Source organism: Thermogemmatispora aurantia (assembly GCF_008974285.1).
GTDB lineage: Bacteria > Chloroflexota > Ktedonobacteria > Ktedonobacterales > Ktedonobacteraceae > Thermogemmatispora > Thermogemmatispora aurantia.
Window position 1 is genome coordinate 248,868 of sequence record NZ_BKZV01000003.1, and the last position, 26,703, is coordinate 275,570.

Consider the following 26,703-nt stretch of genomic DNA (forward strand, 5'->3'; position numbering starts at 1 on the left):
AGAGGGCCACGTCTGTATGCGCTGGGAGCCGAGTTCGGGAGCGAACGGAAGAGCGGTGACCCCAGAGGGGGAGAGCAGACACCTGTCTGATTGTTTCAGGTATCCTCTCCCGGCTCGCCCTCTCTGCAACGCTCGTAAGAACCAGCCAAGAGGGCCTGCCTGGGGTCACCTTCTGCTTCGTTGATGACTGGGAGCGGAACAGCGGCAACAGCCGGGTCCGCTGCGAGGCGGTCGCTCTTAGAGGACAGCGGTTACCCGGCGCAACCTGCCATCGCGCAGGAAGTTCACAACCAGGCGATCACCGGGCACATGGCGCCGCACAATACGTTGCAGGTCGCGTGGCTCAGTGACTGGCTCACCGTCGGCAGCCACGATGAGGTCGAGGCGGCGCAGACCAGCTCGCTCAGCAGGACTGTCGCGGTGGACCTCCAGTAACTCCATGGCACTGGGCTGGCTGAGTTGGAGACTCCGCCGCAGGGCAGGATCAAGCTGGACACGCATTCCTCCAACTCCCAAGGCGACGCTACCCGTTCGTACTGTCCCCCCCCGCGTGATGCGCGCAATAGCCCCCTGAAGCGCCTCCAACGGAATCGAGAAACCCAGTCCCTGGGCCAGTGCCACCATTGCGGTCGTCATACCCACGACCCGCCCGGAGCTGTCAACCAGTGGGCCGCCCGAGTTTCCTGGGTTGATAGGAGTATCGGTCTGAATGAGATTGGTGAGGCGGCGCCCTCCACGCCCCTCCAGGGTACGCCCGAGGGCGCTGACGACACCTGCCGTCACAGTCCAGTTCAAGCCGTAGGGATTGCCTACGGCGATCACCAGCTGGCCTACCCGCAGCTTCCCTCGTCCAAACTCAGCAACCGGCAGGCGGTCCGCGCCGATACGCAGGAGAGCAACATCGGCATCAGCATCGGTACCGACCAGACCAGCATCAAAGGAGCGCCCATCGGCCAGCGTCACTCGAATGCGCCGCGCGCCCTCGACAACGTGGGCATTGGTAAGCACCTGCCCATCGGAGGCAAAGAGAAAGCCTGAACCCAGCCCGGTTGCATCGAAACCGGGTCCCCCGTAGGCCGGGGAAAGGTATGGCCAGCGCAGCCCGCCGCGCTCAACGTCAATTCGCACGACCGCCGGCCCCACCCGCTCCGCTGCCGTTGTTACCGCACGCGAATAGGCATCGAGGGCCTGTGCATCTCGTTCTTCTGTTTCCATCATAGCTGCAAGCTTTCTGACGTGGAACCCCATTTTTCGCCGAGCGTGCGAGGCCGCGAAGCAATGAGATTGCTTCCTATTGTATCACATACCCGCATCAAAGGACAGAGGAGGCACCCGGGCACCTGGGGAGAGCCTCACTTCGACTGGCTTTTCTCTCCCAGGGCAGGGCGCCCGTCCGATCGCTGGCTAGAGGTTGCCCAGCAGCTCCATGAGCTGCACCAGCTCGCGCCGGTCATCGGCTAGAGGCACCAGCGTCACGATCAGTTCATCAAGCCCCTGAGCCAGCAGTTCACGCAGGCGGTCGGCCACGCTGGCTTCATCACCCCACACAACCAGATTCCTGATCAATTCTTCTGGCAAGAGGCCATCGGCCCCCAAGGGATAGCCCGCATCTGCGAACATGTTGCGATAGAAGGGCGCGCGCCCATAAAAGCCGAGATGACTGCGCGCTGCCTCCAGGACTGCCTGCCAATCCGTTCCCAACGCCACCGGAACGTGGGCCAGCAAGGGCGGCACCGGGCGCCCGCGTGAGGTGGCGCCTTCGACCAGAGCCGGCCTGGCCTTCTCCAATAGATAGGGATGGGGGCACATCCACGAAATGGCACCATCGGCTAACTCGCCCGCCAGTCGAAAGGCCCGGCTGCGCAGAGCAGAGATCAGAATGGGAACGCGCACCGGCTGCGGAAAGGCGGCGTGCGCCGTGTAGAAGCGCCCCTGAACGTCCACAGTGCCATCCCACAGCGCCGCTCTCAGGATGCTCACATACTCGCGGAGCTGCTCCAACGGCTCCACCATCGAGAAGCCGTAGACCCCCTCAATCGAGTGGCGATGGCTGGTCCCTACTCCAAGGCGCAGGCGGCCCGGCCCCAGCTCCTCCAGCGTGTAAGCCTGCTGGGCCATCACCAGGGGATGCCGCGGGTAGGTCGGCACAATCGCCGTTCCCAGGCGGATGCGCTCCGTCTGCACCAGAGCCGCGGCAAACAGCGTCAGAGTATCCGGCGAGGTTGGCAGCTGCGTCATCCAGAACTGGCGCACCCCAGCCTGCTCGGCTTGACGAAGCCTCTCTAGAAGATGAGGCACACCGGCGCGCCCAAAGAGCGCCAGCCCAACACGCTCGCGCGCCGGCTGGTTAGCATTTCCTTGTCCGTGAGCAGAAGCGGTGCTCTCTTGCTGCATAGGTCTTCTCTCTTCCTCTATCTGGTAGTGCCTTCGCGGCAGCTACCAGTTCTCATGCAAGAGGAGAGCAGCCTTAGCAGGCCCTCTCCTGCCGTGCAACATAGCACCCAGCAAGCAGCCCTGTCAAGCCAAGAGAGCGCTCCCGGCGGACCGAAACCGCGCACGTAGATCAATCGTTCAAGCTAGAAGCAGACTAGCGACCAGCCAACGGCTGCTGACGCTGATTGGCCCCGGCCCGATATTCACGCATCACCAGCTCTGTCAGCTCCTCAACCGACGTCTGCCCCGCTGGCTTATCCAGGGCAATACGCCCGTGCTGCAGGAGATTGACGCGATCACAGATCTCCAGTACCTGGGCATAGTTGTGGGCGATCATAATGATCGAAACCTGACTCTCGCTCTTGAGCGTACGAATCAGATTCATAATCAGGCTGCCTTCTTTGGCCCCCATCGCCGCCAGCGGCTCATCCAGCAGCAAAATGCGCGCCTGTGAGTAGACCGCGCGCGCAATAGCAATCGATTGACGCTGCCCTCCCGAGAGTTGGGCCACCTCCGTATCGACCGAGGGGATATTGACTCCCATACTCTGCAGATACTCGCGTGCCAGGCGGCGCATGCGCCAATTATTGAGCAGCGGCAAAGGATTCAGCAGCGTCTCACGCTTGAGAAACATGTTATGATAAACGCTCAATTCATTTACTAGGGCCAGATCCTGATAGACAGTCTCGATGCCCAGTGAACGTGCATGGGAGACCGAGCGCAGGCGGACCTCCCTACCGTCGATAAAGATGCGGCCCTCATCAGGCTGCAGGAAGCCCGTCAGGATCTTGATCAGTGTCGACTTGCCGGCCCCATTGTCGCCGACCAGGCCCAGAACCTCACCCTGGCGCAGGTAGAGACTGACGCCATTGAGAGCTGTCACCGCCCCAAAGCGCTTGACTAGCCCCTCCGTGCGGATCACCTCTGTCGTTGCAGACTCACTCATTCGCGCCCTGCCTCCCGCCATAGTCGCAGGCGAACGTTCAAAATCATCGCCACCAGAATGGCCGCCCCCAGGATAATATCAAACGTGAAGGCGCTGACCCCGAGCAGGGTAAAGCCATCGCGCAAGATCGAGAGCACGAGCGTGCCCAAGAAGGCCCCGACAATCGTGCCCAGGCCGCCGGTCAAGGCTGTTCCCCCGATGACCGCGCCGGCTACCGCCATGAACATGATGTCGGTGCCACCAGCCAGGGGATCAATCGAGGTGATGCGGAAAGCCTCCAGGATGCCCGCGAAGCCACCGAGTACGCTACAAAGCATGAAATTGCCAATCTTGATACGCGCTACATTGACACCCACCTCGCTGGCTCCTAGCAGATTGCCGCCGGTCGCCACCGTGTGCAGCCCCCAGCGAGTCCAGGAGAGCACAATCTGCATGACGACGGTGATAGCAATGGCCCAGATGATTTCCGAGTAGGAGGCGTGCCCCAAGATTTCATTGATCAGCCCCTCCGAGGGCGTCAAGACCGGGAAACCCTGAGAGATGGTCAGCGTCAGGCCATTGATCAGGAAGAGAGTGCCCAGGGTCGTGATGAAAGAGGGCACTTTCAGCATAACGGTAATCAGGCCATTGAACAGCCCCACGAGCGCACAGACGATCAGCCCCAAAATCAGCCCCACCAGCAGCGGCAGGCCCGCCTGATTGGCAAAGTACATGATGAATGGCGCCAGGGCGTAGACTTGACCCACCGAGAGGTCGATCTCACCACAGATTAAGAGCATAACCTCACCGGCGGAAATGATGGCGGTCGCAGCCACAAACTGGGAGAGCGTCCTGATGTTCTGCGTTGACAGAAAGGCTTGATTGGAGAACTGGAAGTAAATGATCAGGGCGATGGCCACGACCACAATGCTGGCTTCACGCTGCCGCAGGAAGAGACGGGCCACTCGGAGCCAGGGATTGGGCCGCTCCGGCGTCGGTTCCGGCTCCGTCTGCACCGGCGGAGCAGAAAGCACATTTTCGGCCATTGCGATGCTCCTTCTTGTTGTGTGCTGTCTACCTTCTGATTGCCTTCCGCCCTCTCAAGCTCCAGCCTGCTCGCACGTTGCTAGGCTATCTCGCCAGGCAGATGGTGCTCCCCCCTTTCAACTGAGGAGCAGACAGTAATAGTATGTCCTATAGGATAGGAATCTGTAAGCCCTCGCCGCTTTCTCACTCCTCTTCCCCTAGGAGAGGCTACCACCCGTCAGGCAGGCCCAGGGAGCCAGTTCAGAGAAGCGCCAGCACGCCAGCATTACAGATTCCGCAGCTTATCTTACCCTCTTGCCAATTACCCTCTTGCCAAAGTACTACCTGGCTGGCCGTCCGCTAGCCGGGGAGAGAGAGGCAGCAGACAGACAGCCAGGCAGCTCTCAATAGGTCGGCTTCCCGGCTAGTCTTCTTCTGTCCGTGGGCTCACGCCCCTTCACGAGCGCGGCACCAGTTGCTCTTTCGAGGAACTGCCCTCAAAGCGCGTCTGCGTGCGTAGATAGGGGCCAACGTTCTCCTTGGTGACAAAGAGCAGGCCGGTGTCAGTGTCGGAAGGCACCATCAGACCGCCCGAGAGCAGGTAGAGGAAGAGCTGGATCACCGGGTAGAAGCCCTGCAGGTAGGGCTGCTGATCGATCGTGAAATCGAGGTTGCCAGCCTGGATCTCCTGGAGGGTCTTGGTCAACAAATCGTAGCCGCCGCCATGCACTCCCTTGGACGCCAGGTTGTATTTCTCCATCACCTGGGCAACGCCCTGGGTACTGCCCGCATCGACGGCAAACATGCCTTTGAGGTTGGGATGACCCAAATAGTAGGCTTCGATGCGCGACAGCTCCTCTTCTACCTGGGCTCCCGTCGCGACCTCAACAAAGTTGATCGGCGCTTTGGAGTCCAGGATAGCTTGCTTGGCACCGTCGATGCGCGGCTGAATGTTGAGTGAGCCAGGGGTGGCGATGAAGCCTACAACGTCGCCACTGCCTACGAGGGAGACGATGCGCTGTCCCATGCGATAGCCCGATTGATAGAGATCCTGACCAATGTAGGCCAGGCGCCGGTTCTTGCTCCCGGCTGGGGCATCGGCGTTGTAGGCCACCACCGGAATGCCCGCATCCAGAGCGCGATTGACCGGATCATCAAAGGCAGTGGGGTCGATGATGGCCACAGCAATGCCGTCGGCTTTGGCGGCAATGGCTGCGTTGAAGGCATCCACCATTTCCTTGACAATACTGTTGGCCGAGCCTGTCCATTGATAGGTACAGCCGACGAGGGCGCAGGCATCCTGTATGCCGTATTGGGTGGGGACGAAGAAGGGATTGGTGGTGACGTGATTGATGAAGACAAAGTTCCATTTCGGATGGCTGGGGAAGTTGCCCTCCGTTCCCGTGGGCGAGCTGCTCGATGACTGGCCACCACAGGCCGCCAGCGCCGAGGCCAGTGTGGCCCCGGCCCCTCCGGCTAGCGCGGTCTGCAGCAGACGCCGTCGTCTGAGAGGAAGACGCTCGAAATACGCTGAAAAGCTTGATCCTTCCACGGCTGGACCTCCAGTTCCTTCTAGTCGCCTGACAGACAGAGCGATTGCCTGGGAAGGCTCACTCCGAGCGAGCGACGAAACTTGACAAGGAGAGCCTCCTCCTTGCTGTTGGCTTGCTTGCTTTCCTCGCTTCAGTCGCTTGGCTGATTGATTCGCGCTCTTGCTCCCGGGTCCCTACAACCTCGTACGGATGCTCGTGCTCTCCAGCAGCCTTATCATCGATATTCATCTATATCATGATGAAGAGGGATGGCTGCGCTGGTGCTGGATTACTCACCTCCTTCCCTGGTAGTAGCTGGCGCCTTGCCATGGCCAGGGCAAGTGCTCAGCGACAGATTGGGGCCGGTGCCGCTATAGCCCAGGGCCCGGTGCACATCCTCGGTGGTCAAGACAATGAGTTGGCGCATAGCCTCCTCGGCGGCCAGTTCCTGACCCTGGCGAATGGCCTCAGCAACGCGCCGGTGGAGCGGCATCGTGCGCCGATTAGCCCCTGGCAGGCGCGCCGTCACCAGACGGCTGGCGCGCAAGGGGGCCGCTAGCGTGGCCACAATGCGCTGTAACAGCTCATTGTGGGCCGCGGCACAGATGGCGCTGTGAAAGGCCAGGTCGGCCTCGATGTAGGGCTCGGCTTCCTCAACCAGCTCCTCCAGCCGGCCACACGCTCGCTCGATGGTCTCTATCTCTTCGGCAGTCGCCCGCGAGGCCGCCAGCCGTGCCGTCATCGGCTCAAACATGAGGCGCACTTCACAGACCGCCTCCAGAAAGGCTGGGTCAGGCCCCACCTCGTACTGCCAGGTCAGCACTTCAGGATCAAGCAGGTTCCAGTCCGTCCGGGGACGCACACGTGTCCCCGTCCGGGGGCGCGATTCAATCAGCCCCTTCTCCGCCAGCACTTTGAGCGCTTCGCGCAAGACCGGACGGCTGACGTTGAACTGCTGGCTCAGTTCTGGTTCGCTCAACAGGGCATCTCCTGGCTGAAATTCCTTACGCATGATGCTCAACCCGATCTCCCGCACAACCTGCGCGGACAGGTTCTGCCGCCTGAGCGAACGAAAGGTTCTTGCCATCTGCCTCCACAATTGTCATACAATTTAACGGTATGATAATATAGGGAAGCGGCCTCTGTCAAGCCGTCCATTGACGGAGTCCGCTTCGTGGTGCCGTTCACCGTCGATCCGATTACCTCTAGAGGAGCTAGCGGGTACCGTTATGAAAATTGTCGATGTCAAGACCCACGTGATGGGCACCGCCTGGCGCAATCTGACCTTTGTGCGTGTGATTACCGATGAGGGACTGGAAGGGGTCGGTGAGGTGCGCATGCTCAATCATACTGATGCCCTATTGGGCTACCTGGCCGAGGCCGTGCCTAACCATGTGCTCGGCCACGATCCGCGCCACATTGAGGATCTGGTTCAGCGTATGTATCGCAACGATTATGCCCGCGCCGGCGAGATTGCCATGTCGGCCATTGCCACCATTGAGATCGCTTGTTGGGATATCGTGGGCAAGGCCCTGGGACGCCCGGTCTATGAGCTACTGGGCGGCCCGGTTCGCGAGCGCATCAAGGCTTATGCCAATGGCTGGTATACAGTCGAGCGTACACCGGAGGAGTTCCACCGGGCGGCGCGGCGCGTGGTCGAGTACGGCTATCGTGCCTTAAAGCTCGATCCGTTCGGCTCAGGTTTCTATGAGCTGGAGCCGGCAGAGAAGCGCAAGGCGGTAGCCCTGGTGGAAGCAGTGCGCGACGCTGTGGGTCCAGATGTGGAGCTGCTGATCGAGATGCATGGGCGCTTTAATCCAGCGACAGCGGTGGAGATGGCCCGCGAGCTGGCTCCGTTCAGACCCTCCTGGATTGAGGAGCCGGTCCCGCCTGAAAACCTGGCGGCGCTCAAGAAGGTGGCCGAGCAGGTGACGATTCCGGTCGCAACTGGCGAGCGCCTGCATACGCGCTACGATTTTCGCCCGCTCTTTGAGCTGCAGGCTGCCGATATTATTCAGCCCGATATTACGCACTGCGGCGGCATCCTGGAAATACGCAAGCTGGCCGCTTGGGCGGAATGCTACTATCTGCTGGTGGCCCCCCACAACGTCGGCGGCCCGGTTTCGACAGCGGCGGCCCTCCACCTGGCCGCTGTGATCCCCAACTTTAAGATCCAGGAGCATTTTAACGATCTCAATGAGGAGTGGGTCAAGCAGGCAGCTCCGGGTAATCCCGCGGTGGTCGACGGCTATTTCTCGCTCCCCAAAGGGCCGGGCCTGGGAGTGACACTCGATGAGGCTTTTGTGGCCGCCCACCCACGCCAGCGCATTTTCTTTAATCTGTTCGCGGAAAACTGGCACCTGCGCCAGGCGGTGCAGCCACCGCTGCCGGGATCTGGCGCTTCTTCTGCCGAGCAGCCACCATCGCCGACAGCCTCCTGACCAGCGACTGAGACAAGCCGCTCCGCTGCGCTGAGGGCTGATGAACTCCTCTCCTCTCTCTTAGATGGGCTGGAGCAGGACGGTCATGAGGAGGGCCGCGCCGGCTCCAGCCAGTGTCCACAGCAGCGACCACGGCTCGTTGGGGCGTTGACTCGCCGGTAAGAGATGACTGGCTCCTAGATAGAGCAGGAAGCCACTAAAGAAGCCCAGGTAGCGCGGCAGAAGCGCGGTTGGCAGGCTGATCCAGATGGTCGCCAGAGCCCCCACCAGGGGCGTGCAGGCAAAGAAGAGCAGCCAGGCAAACGCCTGCCGGCGGCTGCTGCGGTTGGCCAGTAAGAGGACAACGGCGTTGAGGCCCTCGACGAGGTTGTGGAGAATGATGGCCCCGGCCAGGAGCAGCCCAGTAGCCGGGTTGACGATGAAGCCAAGGCTGATGGTCGCTCCTTCGAGCAGGCGATGCAGTGAGAAGAGCAACACGGAGATAATGCCGAGAAGAGGCCGCCCCACGGCGACAGCCGGGACCTCGCACTGCTCCGCTTGCCAGTGCAGGGCCAACCTTTCAAGCAGATGAAAGGCGAAGAAACCGCCGGCCAGGGCGACAAACGCCGCAAAGCGTTCGTTCGGTAGTAGGGCCAGCACACTGAAGAGGCGCGGCAACCATTGAAAGGCGGCCAGGCCGACAAGTGCGCCGGCGGCGAAGGCCATGACCTGCTGGAGCTGTTCCCGTTGCCTCAAGGCGACGATTCCTCCTGCACAGGTGGAGCAGAAGGCGATAATTGATAGCCAAATCGTGCTCATCCGGGTTTTCACTCCTGAACTGGGAACAGGCCGACTGAGAGAGATCCTCAGCGATGTCACCGCCAGCGCTGGCGGCACACTCCCAGGAGGCCAATCCGTCCTGGTCCTTTCTCTAAAAGTGATACCATATTGTTCCTTTTCAAAGCAATGCATTTCTGATACTCTTACTCCCGAAAGTCGCTTGCTTGTCAGTCTGAAAGCGCCAGAGAGGCGAGCGCGCTCGAGGGAGCGCCGGGACCTCAACTCAACGGGAGGATGAGGCCGGGTGCAGAGGCGAGGAGGCTGGCGGAAGGAAGGGATGAGGGAGACTGGCCAGGCCACTGGCGGCAGCGCCTGGCATCATCGCATCGCTTCGCCCTCTCTCTCCGGGAGAAGCTGGGACAAGCGTAAGGCTGAGGGAATGCTGCCTGCGCTCCCTTGCCTGGCGCAGGGCCATTTCGCTCAGGTTCGCTCCGCCCTGCTCTCAGACTGCGTTGGGGGCGCTCAGTAACGCATCGATGGCCGCGGTCAGTGTCTGAAGCTTGAAGGGTTTTTCGACGACCACCGCCCGAGGAGCGATGCTTTTGGCTTGCTCAATCTCGCTGGCTGGCGCCGCGGTGCAGAGAATGAGCGGCAGATTACGCGTGTGCGGATGGGCCCGGAGCTGACGAAGAACATCTTCGCCAGCCATATCGGGCATGTAAAGATCGAGGATGAGGAGATCGATCGGTAGAGAATCAGCAGCCGGCCCTTCGGCTTCCGTCCCAGCGGGTTTATCCGCAAGGAGAGCTTCCAGACACTCGCGGGGATGTCGATAATGTACCACGCGATGACCAGCAAAGTCGAGAAAGGTCACGCAGAGCTTCGCAATGCGCGGATTATCTTCCAGCAGGCCAACCTGCGCCATGTTGCTACCTTCTTCTTTAAGAAAGCAGATCTGTTGTCCGCTCTTCCTACAAAAGGATACAGACAACACCCTGCAAATCTGGTAATGCTTCTGCTTTGCTCAACACATCCCGTTCAAGATTGTAGTGTTCTTGATAGACGCATGTCAAGATAGTGTTGCACCAGGGCGGGGGACAAGGAGGTAGCTCACTTCGCCTCGACGGGCCGGCTTCGATGCTGTACAATGCCTTCAGACGAGGCAGTTCGCTGCTGCATTGTGGCTGTTCTGCCGCTCTGAGGCGCCGTTACCACGTTATTCTCAGCCGGGTTCTGCCTTCATTCACATCAGGGGACTCTGCTTTGGCTCGGCCCAACCTGGTTGAGTGTGGCCTGTCGCGGCAGGGCAGGGGAAGAAATACAGCAGCACTAGGGGGCGAGCCAGCCATCAGGATGCGAATGTTACGTTACAAGGAACGTATGAGCGAGAGCGAACAGGAACAGAGCAAAACACTCCCCGTTAGCGTGGTCCGCTTCGGCCTGGGAAAGGAAATTCAGCTTTATCCAGAGGAGCTGGCGGTGGTGAAACGCGAGGAGGGGGAGGAGACGCGCATTCCACTGGCGCAGATTCAGCGTCTGATTCTGATGCCAGGCGACCCCAATCCCGCCAAGCTGATCTTGTTGGCCGATCTTGACGAGAACGAGACCGTCATGCTGGCCGAGGGAATGAGCAATGTGCGCGATTTTCGCGCGATGCTGCCGCGTCTGCGCGAGCTGGCGCCCCATATTCAGTTTGATCCCCCCGACATGGAGGAGCAACTGCGCCAGGCGCTTAATACGCGCCGTGCCTGGACCTTGACCTGCTATGGCGCCATTCTCCTGGTCTGCATCTTACTCTATTTGATTTATTTGCTGGTAGCCTATATCGGTAGTCACCACCCATGAGCGTTTCGATCGCTACGAGGTGCTATCCACGGAGGAGCACCGCCTGCCCCTTGCGCTCCTTGCCTCTATCTCTGGTCAGGAGGCGGCGGTCCTTCCTGCCGGCGAGGAAGGAGAGTAGACGGTAGCTCCGGCTCTTGCTCCTCCTGCTGCGTGGGTGGCTGGTCACTGGGTCCCGCTGTGGGCCGCGCCGCGCCGAGCAGCCCGCGCCGATGCCGACGGTTGCTGCGCGTGAGCCAGTAGAGCAAGGCGAAGAAAGCAACAGCCAGGAGCAGAGGGACGAAAGCGTTGGTATTCCAGCCGCCGCTGCTGCCTGGGAAAATATAGACATCATCCACAGCAGCGTAGAGCTGACTGTAGTCGCTGGCACCCAGAGTCAGGGCGTAGACCTGCCGATCCTTGGGAAGATCACCGCCGATCACTGCGCTCCAGACCTGGCCGCTGTCGTTGCTGCGCAGGACGCCGATGCTGGTTCCCAGGTAAATAGTGGTCGGACTGCGAAAGTCGATCAGGATAGCCCGCACGCTGACGCGCGCCAGGCCCTCTTTGTTGCGCTGCCAGCTCGCGCCGTTGTTGTGCGAGAGAAAGATGCCCTGATCGCTGCCAGCGAAGACCAGGTTCGGATCTCCTCCGCTGAGGGCCGCCGGACGCACGCGGTAGATGGTGATCCCCGCAGGCAGGCCTTGGCTGAGCGAGCGCCAGCTCTGCCCACCGTTGTCCGAGCGATAGACGCCGCCAACGGTGGCCGCCCAGAGTTGACCCTGATCGCTGACATAGGCCAGGTCATTGATCGGAAGGTTCGCCGGCAGTCCCCGAGAGGCCGCGCGCCAGTGTTCTCCGCCATCGCTGCTGACAAAAACGCCGTGGTGAGCCGTCCCGATGTAGAGCACACTGGCGTGCTCCACGTCGATGGCCAGGGCCGTGCAGCTATCTGCCGGCAGCCCCTGATTGACTGCCTGCCAGTGCCCTCCACCGTCGCTGCTGACAAAAACGCCGCGGCTGGTGGCTGCATAGAGGCGGCGCTCGCTGGCATCAAAGCTGAGGGCATTGACGGCCAGCGGCAGGGGCAAACCCTGATTACGGGGCAGCCAGTGCTGACCGCTATCGCTGCTGGCAAAGATACCATCATGGGCATCGCCGGCATAGAGCTGAGCCGGATCTGCAGCGTTCGCCACCAGAGTCCGGATGTGTTCGCGCTGCAGGCCCGTGGATTCCCAGGCACCGCCGGCGAGGATGCCACTGCTGGGAGCACAGGACGCCAGGAGCAGCAACAGCCCAAGTACCAGTGCCCGCAAGAGTAATGAGCGCAGCCTTCGCCGCGACCGCGCCTTATGAACGACGGCGAATGACTCGCTCGACGTAGACAACCGTTTCGTGAATCTCATAGCCCCGTGGTAGCTTAGGGGCCTTCTCAGATGCCACCGGCCCCAGCGGCTTCAAATGGCTCAACAGCGGCAGGACCTGAGCAGCCTGGTGCCTTGCCCCGGCAGGGCGTACCAGAAGGGCGATCAGGCGCCGCCGGAGGAGCTCCAGGCCCACGCCCACAGCCAGGGCCCCTACTCCGGCGGCTACCCCCTGCACCGGACCGCGCAGGAGCGCCGGCCACTGCCGCCGCTGTGGAGCCAGGGCTGGTCGAGGCCTGGTCACCAGGCTGCGAGAGACCGGGATGACCAGCTCAGCACCGCAGGCCGGACAACGCTGGTCCTCCGGCGCGCAGCTGGCATGACATTCAGGACAGACCATCGCTCTCCTCCCTTACGTCCTTTGTGCTTGTCATGCTTGCTTGCCTCTTGCATACAGAAATAGAACGAACCGTCGCAGAGCCTGGTTTCGCTCCTTTCCGATCTAGCCCTGACCGCCGCGGCCCCGCTCTTCCAGAATCTCTTCGAGTGCCGCGATGATCATAGCGTTCTCCTCGATAGTGTTGTAAAAATAAGGAGAGATGCGCACAAGGCCAGGGCGCGAATCGACAATAATATTGCGTTTGATCAGCTCAGCGACGATCTGCTCGGGCTGCGCCATCTCTAGCATGACGATCGAGTTGCGTCGCTCCGGCTCATGGGGAGCACGCACCTGCCAGCCACGCTCGCGCGCCCGCGCAATCAGGTCATTGGTCAGGTAGCGTGTGCGCTCACAGATGGTCTCAACGCCAATCTCGCATACAATCTCCATACCGGCGTTGGCAACGTAGACAGACGGAACCGCCGGCGTCCCCAGCTCGATCCGCGCTGCATCTGGGCGAAATTCCAGCTCCTTCGTCTTGAACTGGAACTGCTGGCGATGGCCAAACCAACCAGCGATCGTCGGCTCTAATTGCGAGAGCAGCCCCTCGCGGATATAGACAAAGGCCAGACCAGGGCCACCCATCAACCACTTGAGAGTGCCACTGACCAGAATATCGATGTCCATTGCTTCGACATCGATGGGAATCTGCCCCGTACCCTGGTAATCGTCGATCAGAAGATAGGCCCCCTGCTTGTGAGCAATGTCGGCCACTGCCCGCACGTCCTGAATATAACCGCTGGTATAGAAGACGCGCGAGGTGGCTACCAGCAGGGTGCGCTCGTCTACCTTCTCCTCAAACAGCTCAGGGGGCGTGCAGATGCGATCGGGGCTTTCGACAAAAACGCATTCAACGCCCAGGCGCCGCTTGGCCAGCCACTGGTAGGCGAGGGTAGGAAAATCCATGTCGGCCAGTACCACTTTGTTGCGCTGGCGATAGTCGAAAGCACTGGCAATCGCCCCGAGAGCCACGGAGACATTGGGGGCGAGGGCAACCTCGTGCGGCTCTGCGCCGATGATGGCCGCAAACTGGCGCCGCGCCCGCTCTAGCTCGCCTAGCCAGATCTCGTACCAGGCATGCGCCCCCCACTCATTCCAGCGCTCGGTGAATTCGGCCAGGCGCGCCATCCCGCGCTGCGAGAGGGCCCCCAGCGAGCAGCTATTGAGATAGGTTTTGCGCTGGAGAATGGGGAATTCCTTTCGGTAGGCCTCTAGCTCAGGGTGCTCTACCGCAGGTGGTACAGGATACGGCACACGCGACGCATCCGTGGTCATGGCTGCTTGCTCCTTGCTTGCTCGTGTCTTGTTTTAGGCGGGTCACCCCTGGGCAACGGCTGGGAGGGAAGCCTCAGCCACAAGCCAGTCGGGCCGGGGCAGGTGTTCGACCGACAGCAGGCTGTATGACCCGGCTACCGGTCCTCATCTCAGCCAGATCGCGCTGGCCATAGCCAGAATTTGGCTTCGCTCGCGCTGCTGCCTTTGCTCCTGCTCTCTATCTATTCTAGCGCTGCTCGTGTACACAGGGGAGAGCATGCTGGTCTTGCTTGGTGGCTTGTTGCCTTTCCCACCTCATCCACCTGATCAGCGCTAGCCCCCGTTGCCAGCCCAGAGTATACCAGATCCGTCGTCGCTTGTCTTCCCATCTCCTGGTGAAGCACAACCAACGGGGGAGACAGAACCAGGGACCGGTCTTCTCAGGTCCTAGGGACGCACATTGCGGGCCAGGGCACCGACGCTGCGCAGCAGCGAGACGGCGGCCCGTTCGACTTCGTCAACGCTGCTCCAACGTCCGAGTGTGAGACGCAGGGCGCCCAGGGCGCGTTCACGGCTCAGGCCCATCGCCAGGAGGACAGGCGACGGGTCGGTGCTGCCCTCATGACAGGCGGAGCCCGTGGAAGCGGCCACTTCCGGCGTGGCCGCCAGGACCTCTTCGCCGCTGAGACCACTGACGCTCACATTGAGTGTGTTGGGCAAACGCTCATCGGGATGGCCGTTAAGCTGGACACGTTCGCCCAGGCTTTCGCGCAGGCGCTGCCAGAGCAAGTCGCGCAGACGCCGCAGCCGCGTCCTCTCTGAGGGCAGACGCTCCGCTGCCAGACGGCAGGCAGCACCCAGGGCCACACAGGCCGCCACGTTCTCGGTTCCAGCCCGTAGGCCACGCTCCTGCCCTCCCCCATAAATGATCGGCTCCAGGTCAAGGCCCAGGCCGCGACGCACATAGAGGGCGCCGACCCCCTTGGGAGCGTAGAGCTTGTGCCCGGCCACCGTGAGCAGATCTACACCCAGCTCGGCAACAGGAGTGGAGATCTTGCCCACACTCTGGGCAGCATCGCTGTGCATGAGCGCGCCGTAACGGTGAGCAATGGCCGCGATCTCAGCCAGCGGCTGCAGAGTGCCGGTCTCATTGTTGGCATGCATGATGCTGACCAGCACTGTGCTCCGATCAATCGCCCGCTCGACCTGTTCTGGGGAGACGCGTCCGTACTCGTCGACCGGCAGATAAGTGACGCGGAAACCGTGGAGCCGCTCCAGCGCGCGACAGGTATTGAGCACAGCTGGATGCTCGGTGACCTGGGTGATGATGTGGTTACCCTGCTCCCGCCGCGCCAGGGCCACCCCCCGAATGGCCAGGTTGTCGCTCTCGGAGCCGCCCCCAGTGAAGATAATTTCTCCTGGGGTGCAGCCGAGCAGCGCAGCTACCTCAGACCGCGCGCGTTCGAGAGCCTGATGGGCCATCCAGCCATAGCTGTGAGCGCTGGAGGGATTGCCAAAATGCTCGCGCAGGTAAGGAAGCATGGCTTCAACGACGGCAGGATCAACCGGCGTAGTGGCATTGTAGTCCAGATAGATCAGATCGGTACGCAGCCCTGGATGCCGCAGGCTCATGCTGGCTTCTGCCTCCTTCCTTCTCTCCTGATCCGGCCTTGTTCGCTCTCCTTGAGCAGTTCCGCTCTCCTTGAGCAGTTCAGGAGCGCCGGGCCAGCTCAGCCTCCAGCCCCTCCCGCAGCTCTTGCCACAGACCACGCACGGTCTCCTCGCTGGTGCGCAGATTGCCGATGGCGGCCCGCAAACTATATCTGCCACGCAGCCTGGTATGCGAGAGAAAGTAGTGACCCGCTCCGTTGATGCGATTGAGAAGGCGCTCGTTGAGAGCCGTCAGCTGCTCCTCGTCGTCAAGTCCGCGCGGATGGGCCCGGAAGCAGACGGTGCTGAAAGGAGCGGGTGCCAGGCGCTCGAAATCGGGCGACCCATCGATCCACTGGGCCAGGAGCTGCCCGAGGCGAATGTGCTCGCGTAGACGCGCCTGCAGACCCTCCTGTCCAAAGTAGCGCATAATCATCCATAACTTCAGGGCGCGGAAGCGCCGCCCGAGCGAGATGCCATAGTCCATCAGATTGGGAGCCTCCTCGTCGGTGCGCAGAATCTCCAGCACCAGACTGAAGGTGGCCTTGACAATCTCAGGCTTGCGGGTGAAGAAGACACTGCAGTCCAGCGGCGTGAAGAGCCACTTGTGGGGATTGACAATAAAGCTGTCGGCACGCTCGCAGCCGGCCAGAATGTGGCGATACTCCGGCAGCAGCGCGGCAGAGCCGGCGTATGAGGCGTCGATGTGCAGCCAGAGGCCGTAGCGCTCACAGAGATCAGCAATGGCCGGCACCGGATCGACGCTGGTGGTGGAAGTGGTGCCAACGGTTGCGACAACGGCGAAGGGCCGCCAGCCAGCGGCCAGGTCCTCCTTGATGGCTCGCTCCAGGGCGGCAACGTCCAGGCGATACTCGTCGTCGACGGGAATCTTGCGCAGGCCTTCCAAACCAACGCCCAGAACGATGCCTGCCTTGTCGACAGCGGAGTGAGCTTCTTGAGAGGCATAATAGCGCAGACGCGGCACCTCGGGCCGCCCACTCATGCCGCGCTGACGGATCTGGAGATCGCTGAGGGCTTCGCGCGCCGCCGCCAGGGCGTAGAGCGTACCGGCGGAAGCGGTATCATTAATGACGCCAAAGAGTGGCTCGGGCAGGCCGAGCATCTGTCGCAGCCAGTCGAGCGCCACTTGCTCTAGCTCCGTGGCTGCCGGAGAAGTGCGCCAGAGCATGGCGTTAACGTTGAGGGCCGCGGTGAGCAGTTCGCCAAGAATGCCCGGGCCGGAGCCGGTAATGCCGAAGAAGCCCATGAAGCCAGGCGCGTTCCAGTGAGTGATGCCGGGCAGGAGAACGCGCTCAAAGTCAGCGAGGATGGCTTGCATCGATTCGGGCTGCTGCGGCGGCTGGGCCGGTAAGGCCCTCCGGATATCGCCCGGCTGCGTGCGCGCAAGGACGGGATAGTCGCCAACGTGCTCTAGATAATCGGCAACCCAGTCGACCACCTGGTGGGCATAGAGGCGAAAGCTGGCCGGGTCCATGTCGCCGGTGGCCTGCTCTTGTTGGGCAGGATCAAGGGCTGCCCGCTTCTGCTCTCTTTCTTGCATGGTCAGGGTTCCTGCTCCTCTCAACATCGATCGCCTCGCCACTGCCGCCTGGCTGGCTCCCCGCTTGAAGCCGTCGGTCGCTCAGAGCACGGTTTACCGCGCTGGTGAGGCCACAGCCTGACTGACACATCTCCCAAGCGGGGAACGAAACCCGGGAGACGGGCGAGGACTGATCGTTTAGATCTTATCACATCTGGCCCACCGGGGGGACAGGCGTAGCCCAGGCTCGGCGCCATTCAGCCAGAAGATAGAGGATGCGGGCTGCCAGGCTAGCTGCCAGCGCTTTCTGTGCCTGGGTCCCCCAGCGCCTGACCGCACGGGGACGAGGAGAAGGCACCAGGATCACTACGGCGCTGAGCGGCCAGCCCTGGCCTGGCTCTGTGGTCACGATCTAGCGCATTGCGCGCTCAGCTGAGGCCGAACTTCTGCGCCAGCTCGCGATTCGAAGGCTCCACGAGAACAGAGCCATCGGGGAAGACGATGGTGGGAACGCTGCGCAGGCCGCCATTGACCTGCATGACGTAGGCCGCAGCCTGCTCGTCTTTTTCTATATCGATGTAGTCATAGGCAATGTGGTGTTCGTCGAGCCAGCGCTTTGCTCTACGACAATCACCACACCAGCTTGTCGCATATACCTTGATTTGCTGTTGGGTAATAGTCGAAGCGGTAGCGTGTCCTTCCACTGAGATAGCTCCTTGGGGATATGATGATAGTGGAGTGCGGAACCCCGGGTTACACTTTATAAAAACACAGCCGGGGCGCTTCTCTATTCCTGAGGCTGCCCTCCAGACCCCAATGCGACGCTTGGCTGGCCTGGTCTGGTCCTGCTCTCCCAGCTCTGAGACACCTGAGCGACTACGCTCCCCGCCTGGGGTCTCCCCAAGCCTCTCCACGTCGTGGCAATGGCAGAGCGCGACCCACAGACAGGCGAGGCGGTCTGGCTCGCAACCTTTCTCTCCGGCCAGGTGTTATAAGGAGCAGAGTCAAGCGAAAAAGCACGCCTGCCTGGACAGGGGTGAGGCATCAAAGGAGAGGAGGCCAGTACAAGCAGTGAAGCCGGCTTTCACCTTCATTCCCATAGCTAGCAAATACCTGAGATCGGGCCTGGCGGAGCAGGAGTCCAGAGTAGGCCGGGGTTCTGGAGCAGGGCCATGCCCATGAATCACGCTGATGAGGCAGGTTTTCATCAAGAGCAGGCGTTGTTGAATAGCTTGCTTGCCGATCTCGACCGCTGCTTCGAGCAGGTAGTGCTGTACTATGAACAGCGCCTCTTTGCCTTCGCTCTACGGCTGAGCGGGAGTTACGAGGAGGCGCAGGAGATTACCCAGGATGCCTTTGTGCGCGCCTATCACGCGCTCAGCGGCTATTCTGTCGAGCAGGTACGCAGTCTGGCTCTGCGCGCCTGGCTCTATCAGATTGTGCTCAATGTGGCGCGCAATCGACTGCGCAAGCTCCGTCACCTGCCGACCTGTGTCTCGCTGGAACAGGCCAGCACTGACGCGGATGAGGAGCTAGAGGGGGCACGCGCTGAAGGGCCCGAGGCCCACCTGGAAGCGCGCGAGCGCCAGCGCCTGCTGCAGCAGGCGCTGCTGACGCTACCGCTTGCCTATCGTGAGGTGATTGTGCTGCGCCACATCGAGGGGCTGAGCTATCCAGAGCTGGCGCGTCTGCTCAATCAACCGATTGGCACCGTCAAGGCCAGAGTCCATCGTGGCCTGGCGCAGCTGCGCCAGGTGCTTGCCCAACATCATGCTCGTGAGGTGCTCTATGACTGAGCAACAGTCTCGCAGCCTGTCACAAGCACGACAACTGGTCCGCGAGCTGCGCACTTTCCAGCAGGAGGCCTCACCCCCACCAGCCCTGCGCTCCCACGTGTTGTTTCGAGTCGGGCTGGCTGACGGCTACCTCCGCTTCTCGTCGCCGATCGGACCGGTTTTCGTGGCACTGAATGCGCGCGGGATCTCCGCCGTGGATCATGCAGAGGATGCCGCCAGCTTCGAGGCTCGCTTCCGCGCGGAGTTTGGACGGGCCATCTTTCCACTCGATCCCGCCGAGGCTCCAGCCTGGGTCGGGCAGATCGAGTCAGCCCTGCAGACCGGTCAGACGGCCCATCTGCCTTTTGATCTGCGCGGTCGCAGCCCCTTCGAACAGGCCGTCCTGTGCCGGACGCTGCTGATCCCCTCTGGCGAGGTGCGCCCCTACGCCTGGGTAGCGCGCGAGATCGGGCAGCCACACGCCGTACGGGCCGTGGGCAATGCCCTGGCACGCAACCCCATCCCGCTGCTGATCCCCTGCCACCGGGTGGTGCGCAGCGATTGCCAGATCGGCAACTATAGTCTGGGCGGCCCGCTCAATAAACGGGCGTTGTTGGAAGCCGAAGGAATCGACCTGGCCTTGCTAGAGCAGCTCTCCGCCAGGGGGGTGCGCTACATCGGCAGTACGACTACCCATGTCTACTGCTTCCCGACCTGTCGCTACGCGCGCCGGATCGCCCCAGAACATCGCCAGCCCCTGCGCTCGCCCGAGGAGGCAACAAGCCTTGGCTATCGCCCCTGCCAGCACTGTCGTCCTGCCCCCCCGGCGAGTCCAGACACCAGTCTCGCCAGCGAGTAAGTCAGGGGGAAACCAGCCAGCGCTCACTCAGCTCGCGTTGGCCCCCTGACCCAGACGCTCTAGAAGACGCTCCAGCAGGCGCCGGCCACCGCTGGCGACGAGACGCGGGCTGCGCGCCATCATTCCCATGAGCAGGCCCGCGGTGAACTCGCCACGCATAGCCTGGGCCCACTGAGCCGGCGTCAGGCGCCGGAGCAGGACCAAGGCATCGTCCCATTGCTCATCACGGTAGGCCGCAATGTGACGATTGATCAGATAGGCAAGCTCCATCTCGCGCCCAAAGCGCGCCCGCCAGCGACGGTCAAAGCGCTCCAGGAAGGCTGCCGAGGTATTGCCCTCCTCGATCGCCTCCGCCGCCACCTCTCCAGCCAGACGCCCGGCGTAGATGGCAAAGCGAATGCCCTCGCCTACCAGCGTCGACCCCTGCCCCCCAGCATCGCCCGCCAGCAAGAGGCCAGCGGCGGAGAAACGTTCCACTGGCCCTTCCGCCGGGAAGAGACCCGTGTGATACTCCACAGCACTGGCACCGCGCAACTTTTCCCGCAGGCGCGGCTCCTCGCGGAGCAAATACTCTAGATAGAGACGCGCATCGTCTTCGCTATCTGGATGGATCACCCCCACCCCGACGCGAACCCGCCCCTGCCCACGAGGAAAGACCCAGGCGTAGCCGCTGGGCGCGACCTCGCTCCCCATCAGCAAATACAGCTCTTCCTGGGGATAGTGCGGCGCATAGAGATCGTACTCGGCTCCGTAACCATAGCGGCGGAAGGCGCCGCCGAGTCCCACTCGCACGGCTATATGACGAGCCATGCCGCTGGCATCGATGGTCACCTTGGCCCTGACCATCAGACGACGTCCACGCTCGTCGCGCACCGTTACGCCGCGCACCTCCCCCTCTTCAAGCAGCACCTGATCGACCGCATGGCGCAAGCGCAGCTCTGCCCCTGCAGCGATGGCGCGCGCCGCCAGGTACTGATAGAGGGCGCGCACATCGAGGACACAGGCCACCGGCGGATCATAGCGCAGCGCCACCTGCTGCCGAGGTGAGAGAAAAAACACCTGCAGGATCGGATGATAGAGCTGGGCGGGTACGCCCAGCTCCTGCATATCCTTGATCCAACTTCCGCCACTGGTATGGACCGGATAGCCGATCTCGCTCTGCCGTTCTAATACGAGCACCCTCAGTCCCTGGCGCGCTACCGCCTCTGCGGCGGCCAGACCCGCCGGCCCTCCCCCCACAACAACAACGTCCCTGGACTCCTGCATAGGCACCGTCCTCTCCCTTTCTTGATCAATCAGCTCCCAGACAACGCTCAACTGGCCGGCTTACCAGGAGGGCTAGCGAGCGTTCTCCGTGCGGTGAAACTCCTCGGCATAGGCTAACTGATGCCGCGCCCCAGACTCCTGGGCCCCACGACGCACGCGCTCGGCTACCTGCTCAAAGTGGTCTCCAACCTGGCTGGCATGGGCCCGCAGTGCCTGCAGCTTCAGCTCGATGGTCGTGGAGATATCTTCAGCATGGTTGAGCATGGGCGCCCCAACAATGTAAACTTCGCGCACCCGATGCGGCTGTAATCCCTCGGCCAATAGCTCAGGGAAGTCCCAGGCATTCTGAGAAGCAGGATAGACGGCCTCCAGGGCCATCCGCCCGGCGGTCAGATGATCTGGATGATAGCGGCCTAAAAAGAGCACTGGCGACCACGAGCGCTCGGGCGATTGACAGACCACGCGCGTGGGGCGATATCTGCGCAGGAGGCGCACTAGCTCGCGCTTCAATTCGGGCGTCGGCTGGAGCTGCCCGTCGGGATAGCCGAGGAAAATGACTTCTTTGACCCCCAGAATCTGACAGGCAGCCCGCTGCTCGGCCTTGCGCGTCTCAATTGTACGCTGCCGGGCCTCTGCACTGACATCCTGCGCCTCGTCCGGCCCTCCCCCTCCTCCATCGGTACAGATGACGTAGTAAACCTCCCATCCCTCGCGCGCCCAACGCGCCACAGTGCCGCCACAGCCGAATTCTGCATCATCGGGATGAGCCACAATCACCATTGCACGCTTTGCTTGCTCTTTCGATGTCTCAACTGCTTCTTGTTGTCCCTGCATCAAAAGACACGCTCCTCTAGGATCTCAAAAGGCATCGGGGAAGTCGGCCTTATTGTACCACGCCCGCCTCTCTCTGCCTATCGCTGAGCTATCGCTCTGCCCTTCCAGCCAGCTACAAGAGCCATCGCTCACTCCCTCGGAGGAACGAGCCTTTCAAAAAGCGCTCATCCTATCCCCCAAGAGGGCAGCGAGCGTCACAGGCCAGGTGGTACTTTCCTGCTAGAGAGGGCCGGGGGCCACAAAAATCTATTAACATGAAAGCATCCTATTTCAATGCTATCTCGCCTTAACGGTCAAAATCTGTGGAAGGGAAGTACACAAAAAGACGTATGCAGTTTACTAGACAGGCCCAACAGCAACCACAACAATTAATGACCTGTCCCCAGTGCGATAACGTCGTGCCCATTGGTGCACCCTTCTGCAATATCTGCGGGACACGTCTCTATCCGCCACCCACAACCGCGCAGGCTTCAGCAGCTGCTGCCGCCGCCGGAGCCGCGGCCTCCGCCACCGCCGCCCCCGCGCAGCCTGGTGCGGCCCCGACAGCCCCAGCGCCGCCCGATTCCTATGATGAGGAGGAAGACGAAGAGGAAGAAGATTACGAATATGAAGAAGGGGAGGAGGAAGAGGAAGAGGAGAGTGGAAAGGCCACCCAGACGGTAACTCCCCCTCCCGCTCCGGGTGAGATCCATAGCCTGCTCCAGCGTCTGGAGGAGCAGGTCGGTCAGATCGATGTTTATTTCCCGGCCAACCTCCCCGATAAAGCGCAAAAGATCAATGCCTGGAAAAAGCAGCTCCAGCGTGCCTCGGCCTGTGCCCGCTTACTGGAACGACCACAGATCCAGCAGATCGAGTCGCAGCAGGCCCTGCGCCTGCGCCACCACATCGCCGAGGCGGCACGCGCTCTGGATTATACGCGAGAGTATACCGTCAAGCTGGTCGGGCACGCCGGCGCCGGCAAGAGCACGCTCCTGGCCGCCCTGATCGGACAGGATATCTTCCCACGCCTGGCCGGAGGCGCCGTCACGGGGGTGCGCACGCGCGTGCGCCTCTGCCGCGACGATGAGCCGGAGGAAATGCACGTCCACTTTCTGACACGGGCCGCCTTCGGCCACCTGCTCAGCCAGACCCAGCAGGCCATCAAGACGGCACCAACGCAGAAGATGCGCGAGGCCCTGGCCGCTGAGCTAAATATCCTGCTCAAAGCGAGCGAAGCCTTTGGCGATACTTACCTGAAGGATGACCAGCCCTACGTGGAGATCGTGCCACGCGAGCGCTGGAAAACGGAAAGCCGCCGCTATATCGAAGAGCCAGCCCGCGATAGCGAGGAGCCACGCCTGACACGCGTTATCGACTATGTAGAGTACCGCGTGCACGCGGGACCGCGCTCAGTGCTGCCCCCCAACAGCGTCCTGGTCGATTTGCCCGGCGGCGCCGCCGGCCAGATCTATCACGACCTGATGCTGCGCGAGGAGCTGAAGCAGGTCGATGCCTTGCTGCTGGTGATCGGCAATAACCGCTTCGGCGACGACGAGCGCATCCAGCGCATCTTCGAGGAGGTACGCCAGGCCGTCCTGCAAAACCGCGCCTTCGACGTGGCCAGCCGCATGCTCTTCCTGGTGGTGACGCATTGGGACGAGATTAATTCTCCCGCCAGCCAGGAGAAAGCCCTCGGCAGCCTGCGCCCCTTCCTGCGCGAACTGCCCCCCGGCTACGCGAGCTACCATCGCCACGGCTCACGCCATACCTATTTCTTCTACCCGCTGCGAGCTCTCGATGCCCTGCTGGCAACCCTGGGCCTGGCCGGCACCTCCCTGGATGAGGAACGCCAACAGGAGGGCCGTGAGTACGCCGGTCGCCTGCTGGGAATCTACCCCGAGTTGCTGAAGGTGGCCCCCTCGCTGCCGCCGACTACCAGCGCTCAGGAGTTTGAGCAGGTAACGCGCGAGCAGCATGAGGCCATGTTGCAGTATAGCGGTCTGCCCGAGCTGACACACGACCTACAGGTCTTTTTAACGGAGAACCGCTATGAGGTGCAGCTGCGCCACGCGGAGACGCAGCTAGCGATGGCTTTGCAGCTGACTGAAGACCTGTGCTGGGAACAGATGAGCCAGCTCGGCGTCGAAAGCCATGATCTGCAGGAGCTGCAGCAGGAAATGCGCTCGCGCCAGGCTCGCCGCAGCGCCGCTCGCTTCGAGCACCTGCAGCGCCGCACCAACGCCATGCTCGATGCCTGGAACGACGCCCTGCGCCAGTTCGATTCAGCGATCAGCAGCGAGAAGAGCGTCTTCCAGCGCGTGCTGCAAACGGCCCACGAGCGCGCCGCTCAACGCGTCAAAATCCGCATCACACAGGGCCACTTCGATCACTATATTAAGGTCGGCAACCGCCGCCCCGAGGATTCACCAGCGATGGAGATCGGCAATCGCTGGACGGATATCGACGGCTGGGGCCTGATTAAGGCGCTGCGCCAGAGCCTGTGCATGGCCCTGGAGCGCGAACTGAATGACCCCGCCCGCACGCTGGCCGAGGCCTTCTTGATGCCGATTGCCTACAAGGAGGAAGTCGACGGCTCGCTCGATATCAATCGGGTGGCTCTCGGCGAGTTCGGCGGCGAGCTGGATGAGATTCAGAAAGCCTACAATAAACTGAAGCGCAGCATCCGCGAGAAGGCCCGCGATATCTGCCTCTATGTGACTCTCGGCGAACTGCTCAATGAGGAGAAATACGCCCCCACTCGCGAGAATCCAGCCGTGGGTGCGCTCTATCGCCTGACGAACGCTCAGGGGAGGGCCGAGGAGATCATCCAGCAGGCCCGCCGGCTGATGGCCCCAATTCTCGATACGATCTGTAACGGCCTGGCCCGCAGCACCGAGCAGCGTATCGCGCGCCTCTTCCGCTACGAGCTGGATAAGCTTCAGGAGCGCCAGGTCTACGATAGCGATCGCCTGGAGGCTCAGCCGGTGTCACAAAACGGTACTTTCTCGGATATCGTGACGCGCCTCTACAGCCACCTGACCGAGCGTGTGCATACTTCGGAAGCCCTGCGCCAGCAGCTCGATAACTTGCAGGCGCAGCGTGAGGCCGCGCTGGATCAGTGGGTTGATCTGATTCAGGAGGTGGAGGCACTCAAGACCATTCATCGCCAGGAGTAAGCGGCCTGGAGAACAGTACACGAAGATGCCCCGAGCTGAGGCCTAACCTGACCTGGCCCGGCTCGGTGGCATGTCCATCCCTTTCTCCTATCAGGAGATGAAATATTTCGCTCTCTAACTGCTCACAGGAAGCCGGATAACCCTCGTCCTATAAGCAAGCTCTAGTAAAGAGGGAGGGAGAGCGCTCAGGGCCGCGTCTCTCCCTCCCTTTTCCCTGTTCCCCACGACAAACCCGCCTACAGGATCACGTCACATCTCAGTCCCCCCAGGGCCGGCCTCCCATTGTCAACCCCCCATGCATTACGATAGCCGCACCAGGCTCCGATCCCGGTGAATATCGCGTTGAGATGCAATGAAGATCTAGCAGAAGTCGCTCCTCGGAGTTGAGAAATATTCATATAACGCTCGCAGAGCCACCGCCTCTTCTTCTTATCTTGCCCGGCAGATTCCCTGGTCGCTGTCTTCTCCCAAAACGGATGAGAGTCAATAGTATAGCTTCAGCCGAGATAAAACCTCTATTATCTGTCAATCTCTGACTACATAAAAAATACTGGTACTTGTGGCCTACCTATTCATCCAGATAGCAAGCATGCAGCGTAATGTGATTGTGTAGTCCAGCCCCTGTCAGGCGCCCGCTAACCAGGGTGGTCGATCAGACCCACCTCGACTTTCTCGAAAAGGTGGCAGGGCTGGACCAGGTACTGGAGAGAGAAGGAGGCCAGGTATGCACGGTCTCATTTTTACAACTTGGGAAAAGTATCTAGGCGAGCGCTTTGGCGGCGGCCTGTTGAGCGCCTACCGAGAGGCCATCGGTGAATCGCCGAGCGCCACGCCCCTGGTGAGCCGTTCCTACGACGATGGAGCGCTTCTTGAGGGCGTAGCAGCAGCCAGCCGCCTCAGCGGTCTGGCCCCTGATCAGCTGCTGCGCGAATATGGACGCTACTTTATGCTGAATAGCCTCACCGGCCATCTCTGCAAGTATATCCTCTCGGGCGTGAGCAGCGCCTACGATCTGCTGCTCACGATGCGGGATGTCCATAGCCGTCTGCGTAAGACTGCCGCGGGTCTGACTCCGCCGCTCTTCAACTATGAGTTCGCTCCTCAAGAGCGTAGCGTTATCCTGATCTACGATAGTCCGCGGCAGCTATGCGCGGTCCTCCTGGGAGCCATCGAGGGCGCCGCCGAGCGCTATGGAGAAGAGGTCACGATTTTTGAACACAGCTGCATGAAGCACGGTGATCCCGTGTGTCGCATTGCCGCTACTTTTGCCCGTGACACTAGAAGCGCAGAGCAGCTCTCAGAGCAGGCGCGCGCTAATGCCTTCGAGCAGCAGGCGCACCAGAATGCGATGCGTGAGCTAGGACAGCGCATTCTGACGATTCTGCCCACGGAGCAGGCACAGGCATTGACTCTGCGCGAAGTTCGTCAGGCGTTGGTGCTGCGCTACCGTCTGAGTCCCACCTACCAGCGCCCGGCAGTCCTCCTGCAGGCTCTGCGCCATTTGCAGTTTGCCGGCTACGTGGCCGCTACAGACGGAGAACTAGAGAATAACCTGACGACCCGCCGCTACTGGCGTGTCAGTACCTACTGGGAGTACTAAGGCAGGCTGACCCCGCTGCTCTGGCTTGTC

The 26,703-nt window shown here is 61.5% G+C and carries 23 protein-coding genes; 6 read left to right on the forward strand and 17 right to left on the reverse strand.

The genetic code is table 11. From position 1 onward, the window contains the following. Positions 1-237: 237 nt before the first annotated feature. From KTAU_RS10745 to KTAU_RS10770, 6 genes are all read right to left on the reverse strand, one after another. Positions 238-1,218, reverse strand: a complete 981-nt coding sequence (locus tag KTAU_RS10745) for a S1C family serine protease (protein WP_170293217.1) — start codon at positions 1,216-1,218, stop codon at positions 238-240. Positions 1,219-1,404: 186 nt separating this feature from the next. Next, a complete protein-coding gene (locus KTAU_RS10750; RefSeq protein ID WP_151728390.1) occupies positions 1,405-2,394 on the reverse strand; it encodes an LLM class flavin-dependent oxidoreductase in 990 nt (329 codons plus the stop codon). A 193-nt stretch (positions 2,395-2,587) separates the two neighbouring features. Beyond that, entirely contained in the window at positions 2,588-3,379 is a 792-nt protein-coding gene (locus KTAU_RS10755) for an ATP-binding cassette domain-containing protein (RefSeq protein ID WP_151728391.1), read from the reverse strand. After that, positions 3,376-4,404 carry an ABC transporter permease gene (locus KTAU_RS10760; protein WP_151728392.1) on the reverse strand — a complete coding sequence of 343 codons (1,029 nt, stop codon included), beginning with the start codon at positions 4,402-4,404 and terminating at the stop codon, positions 3,376-3,378. Before KTAU_RS10760 ends, KTAU_RS10755 begins: the two co-directional genes overlap by 4 nt. A 437-nt stretch (positions 4,405-4,841) precedes the next feature. After that, positions 4,842-5,936 carry a sugar ABC transporter substrate-binding protein gene (locus KTAU_RS10765; protein WP_174844064.1) on the reverse strand — a complete coding sequence of 365 codons (1,095 nt, stop codon included), beginning with the start codon at positions 5,934-5,936 and terminating at the stop codon, positions 4,842-4,844. 269 nt (positions 5,937-6,205) lie between these two features. Further along, positions 6,206-7,003, reverse strand: a complete 798-nt coding sequence (locus KTAU_RS10770; RefSeq protein WP_151728393.1) for a FadR/GntR family transcriptional regulator — start codon at positions 7,001-7,003, stop codon at positions 6,206-6,208. Positions 7,004-7,145: 142 nt separating this feature from the next. On the opposite strand from KTAU_RS10770, the gene dgoD reads away from it, so the two are divergent. After that, positions 7,146-8,357 carry a galactonate dehydratase gene (gene dgoD, locus KTAU_RS10775; protein ID WP_151728394.1) on the forward strand — a complete coding sequence of 404 codons (1,212 nt, stop codon included), beginning with the start codon at positions 7,146-7,148 and terminating at the stop codon, positions 8,355-8,357. Positions 8,358-8,417: 60 nt separating this feature from the next. Here the strand turns inward: dgoD and KTAU_RS10780 are convergent, their stop codons facing one another. Together KTAU_RS10780 and KTAU_RS10785 are read right to left on the reverse strand one after the other, a co-directional pair. Then, complete coding sequence (locus tag KTAU_RS10780) at positions 8,418-9,155, reverse strand: ZIP family metal transporter (protein WP_170293218.1); 738 nt, start codon at positions 9,153-9,155, stop codon at positions 8,418-8,420. Positions 9,156-9,618: 463 nt separating this feature from the next. Next, positions 9,619-10,041 (reverse strand): response regulator, encoded by a 423-nt coding sequence (locus KTAU_RS10785; RefSeq protein WP_151728396.1) that lies wholly within the window; start codon positions 10,039-10,041, stop codon positions 9,619-9,621. Between the two features lie 455 nt (positions 10,042-10,496). On the opposite strand from KTAU_RS10785, the gene KTAU_RS10790 reads away from it, so the two are divergent. Continuing rightward, the gene (locus KTAU_RS10790; RefSeq protein WP_112426361.1) at positions 10,497-10,961 is read left to right on the forward strand and encodes a hypothetical protein; all 465 of its coding nucleotides are present in this window, start codon (positions 10,497-10,499) and stop codon (positions 10,959-10,961) included. A 65-nt stretch (positions 10,962-11,026) separates the two neighbouring features. On the opposite strand, the gene KTAU_RS10795 is transcribed toward KTAU_RS10790, so the two are convergent. The 7 genes from KTAU_RS10795 to KTAU_RS10825 form a co-directional block, all read right to left on the reverse strand. Next, positions 11,027-12,343, reverse strand: coding sequence for a WD40/YVTN/BNR-like repeat-containing protein (locus KTAU_RS10795; protein ID WP_170293219.1), 1,317 nt, complete (start codon positions 12,341-12,343; stop codon positions 11,027-11,029). Further along, positions 12,288-12,701 carry a zinc ribbon domain-containing protein gene (locus KTAU_RS10800; protein WP_151728398.1) on the reverse strand — a complete coding sequence of 138 codons (414 nt, stop codon included), beginning with the start codon at positions 12,699-12,701 and terminating at the stop codon, positions 12,288-12,290. The genes KTAU_RS10795 and KTAU_RS10800 overlap by 56 nt, the downstream gene beginning before the upstream one ends. A gap of 102 nt (positions 12,702-12,803) precedes the next feature. Beyond that, positions 12,804-14,015: an aminotransferase class V-fold PLP-dependent enzyme gene (locus KTAU_RS10805; protein WP_151728399.1), complete on the reverse strand. Its 1,212-nt coding sequence runs from the start codon at positions 14,013-14,015 to the stop codon at positions 12,804-12,806. Between the two features lie 426 nt (positions 14,016-14,441). Beyond that, positions 14,442-15,626, reverse strand: a complete 1,185-nt coding sequence (locus tag KTAU_RS10810; RefSeq protein WP_151728400.1) for a cysteine desulfurase family protein — start codon at positions 15,624-15,626, stop codon at positions 14,442-14,444. 79 nt (positions 15,627-15,705) lie between these two features. After that, on the reverse strand, positions 15,706-17,205 hold the full coding sequence (locus KTAU_RS10815) for a pyridoxal phosphate-dependent decarboxylase family protein (RefSeq protein ID WP_228026404.1): 1,500 nt from the start codon (positions 17,203-17,205) through the stop codon (positions 15,706-15,708). Between the two features lie 187 nt (positions 17,206-17,392). After that, the gene (locus tag KTAU_RS10820) at positions 17,393-17,593 is read right to left on the reverse strand and encodes a hypothetical protein (RefSeq protein ID WP_151728401.1); all 201 of its coding nucleotides are present in this window, start codon (positions 17,591-17,593) and stop codon (positions 17,393-17,395) included. A gap of 19 nt (positions 17,594-17,612) precedes the next feature. Further along, positions 17,613-17,888, reverse strand: a complete 276-nt coding sequence (locus KTAU_RS10825) for a mycoredoxin (protein WP_223258162.1) — start codon at positions 17,886-17,888, stop codon at positions 17,613-17,615. 468 nt (positions 17,889-18,356) lie between these two features. Between KTAU_RS10825 and KTAU_RS10830 the strand changes: the two genes are divergently transcribed. Together KTAU_RS10830 and KTAU_RS10835 are read left to right on the forward strand one after the other, a co-directional pair. Further along, the gene (locus tag KTAU_RS10830; RefSeq protein WP_151728402.1) at positions 18,357-18,980 is read left to right on the forward strand and encodes an RNA polymerase sigma factor; all 624 of its coding nucleotides are present in this window, start codon (positions 18,357-18,359) and stop codon (positions 18,978-18,980) included. Further along, on the forward strand, positions 18,973-19,818 hold the full coding sequence (locus KTAU_RS10835) for a methylated-DNA--[protein]-cysteine S-methyltransferase (protein WP_170293220.1): 846 nt from the start codon (positions 18,973-18,975) through the stop codon (positions 19,816-19,818). The genes KTAU_RS10830 and KTAU_RS10835 overlap by 8 nt, the downstream gene beginning before the upstream one ends. 27 nt (positions 19,819-19,845) lie before the next feature. Here the strand turns inward: KTAU_RS10835 and KTAU_RS10840 are convergent, their stop codons facing one another. Together KTAU_RS10840 and KTAU_RS10845 are read right to left on the reverse strand one after the other, a co-directional pair. Beyond that, positions 19,846-21,084, reverse strand: coding sequence for an NAD(P)/FAD-dependent oxidoreductase (locus KTAU_RS10840; RefSeq protein WP_151728403.1), 1,239 nt, complete (start codon positions 21,082-21,084; stop codon positions 19,846-19,848). Positions 21,085-21,156: 72 nt separating this feature from the next. Continuing rightward, positions 21,157-21,918 carry a PIG-L deacetylase family protein gene (locus KTAU_RS10845; RefSeq protein WP_151728404.1) on the reverse strand — a complete coding sequence of 254 codons (762 nt, stop codon included), beginning with the start codon at positions 21,916-21,918 and terminating at the stop codon, positions 21,157-21,159. Between the two features lie 329 nt (positions 21,919-22,247). On the opposite strand from KTAU_RS10845, the gene KTAU_RS10850 reads away from it, so the two are divergent. Beyond that, positions 22,248-25,073 carry a dynamin family protein gene (locus KTAU_RS10850; protein ID WP_151728405.1) on the forward strand — a complete coding sequence of 942 codons (2,826 nt, stop codon included), beginning with the start codon at positions 22,248-22,250 and terminating at the stop codon, positions 25,071-25,073. A gap of 724 nt (positions 25,074-25,797) precedes the next feature. Next, entirely contained in the window at positions 25,798-26,673 is an 876-nt protein-coding gene (locus tag KTAU_RS10855; RefSeq protein WP_151728406.1) for a heme NO-binding domain-containing protein, read from the forward strand. Positions 26,674-26,703: the final 30 nt, after the last annotated feature.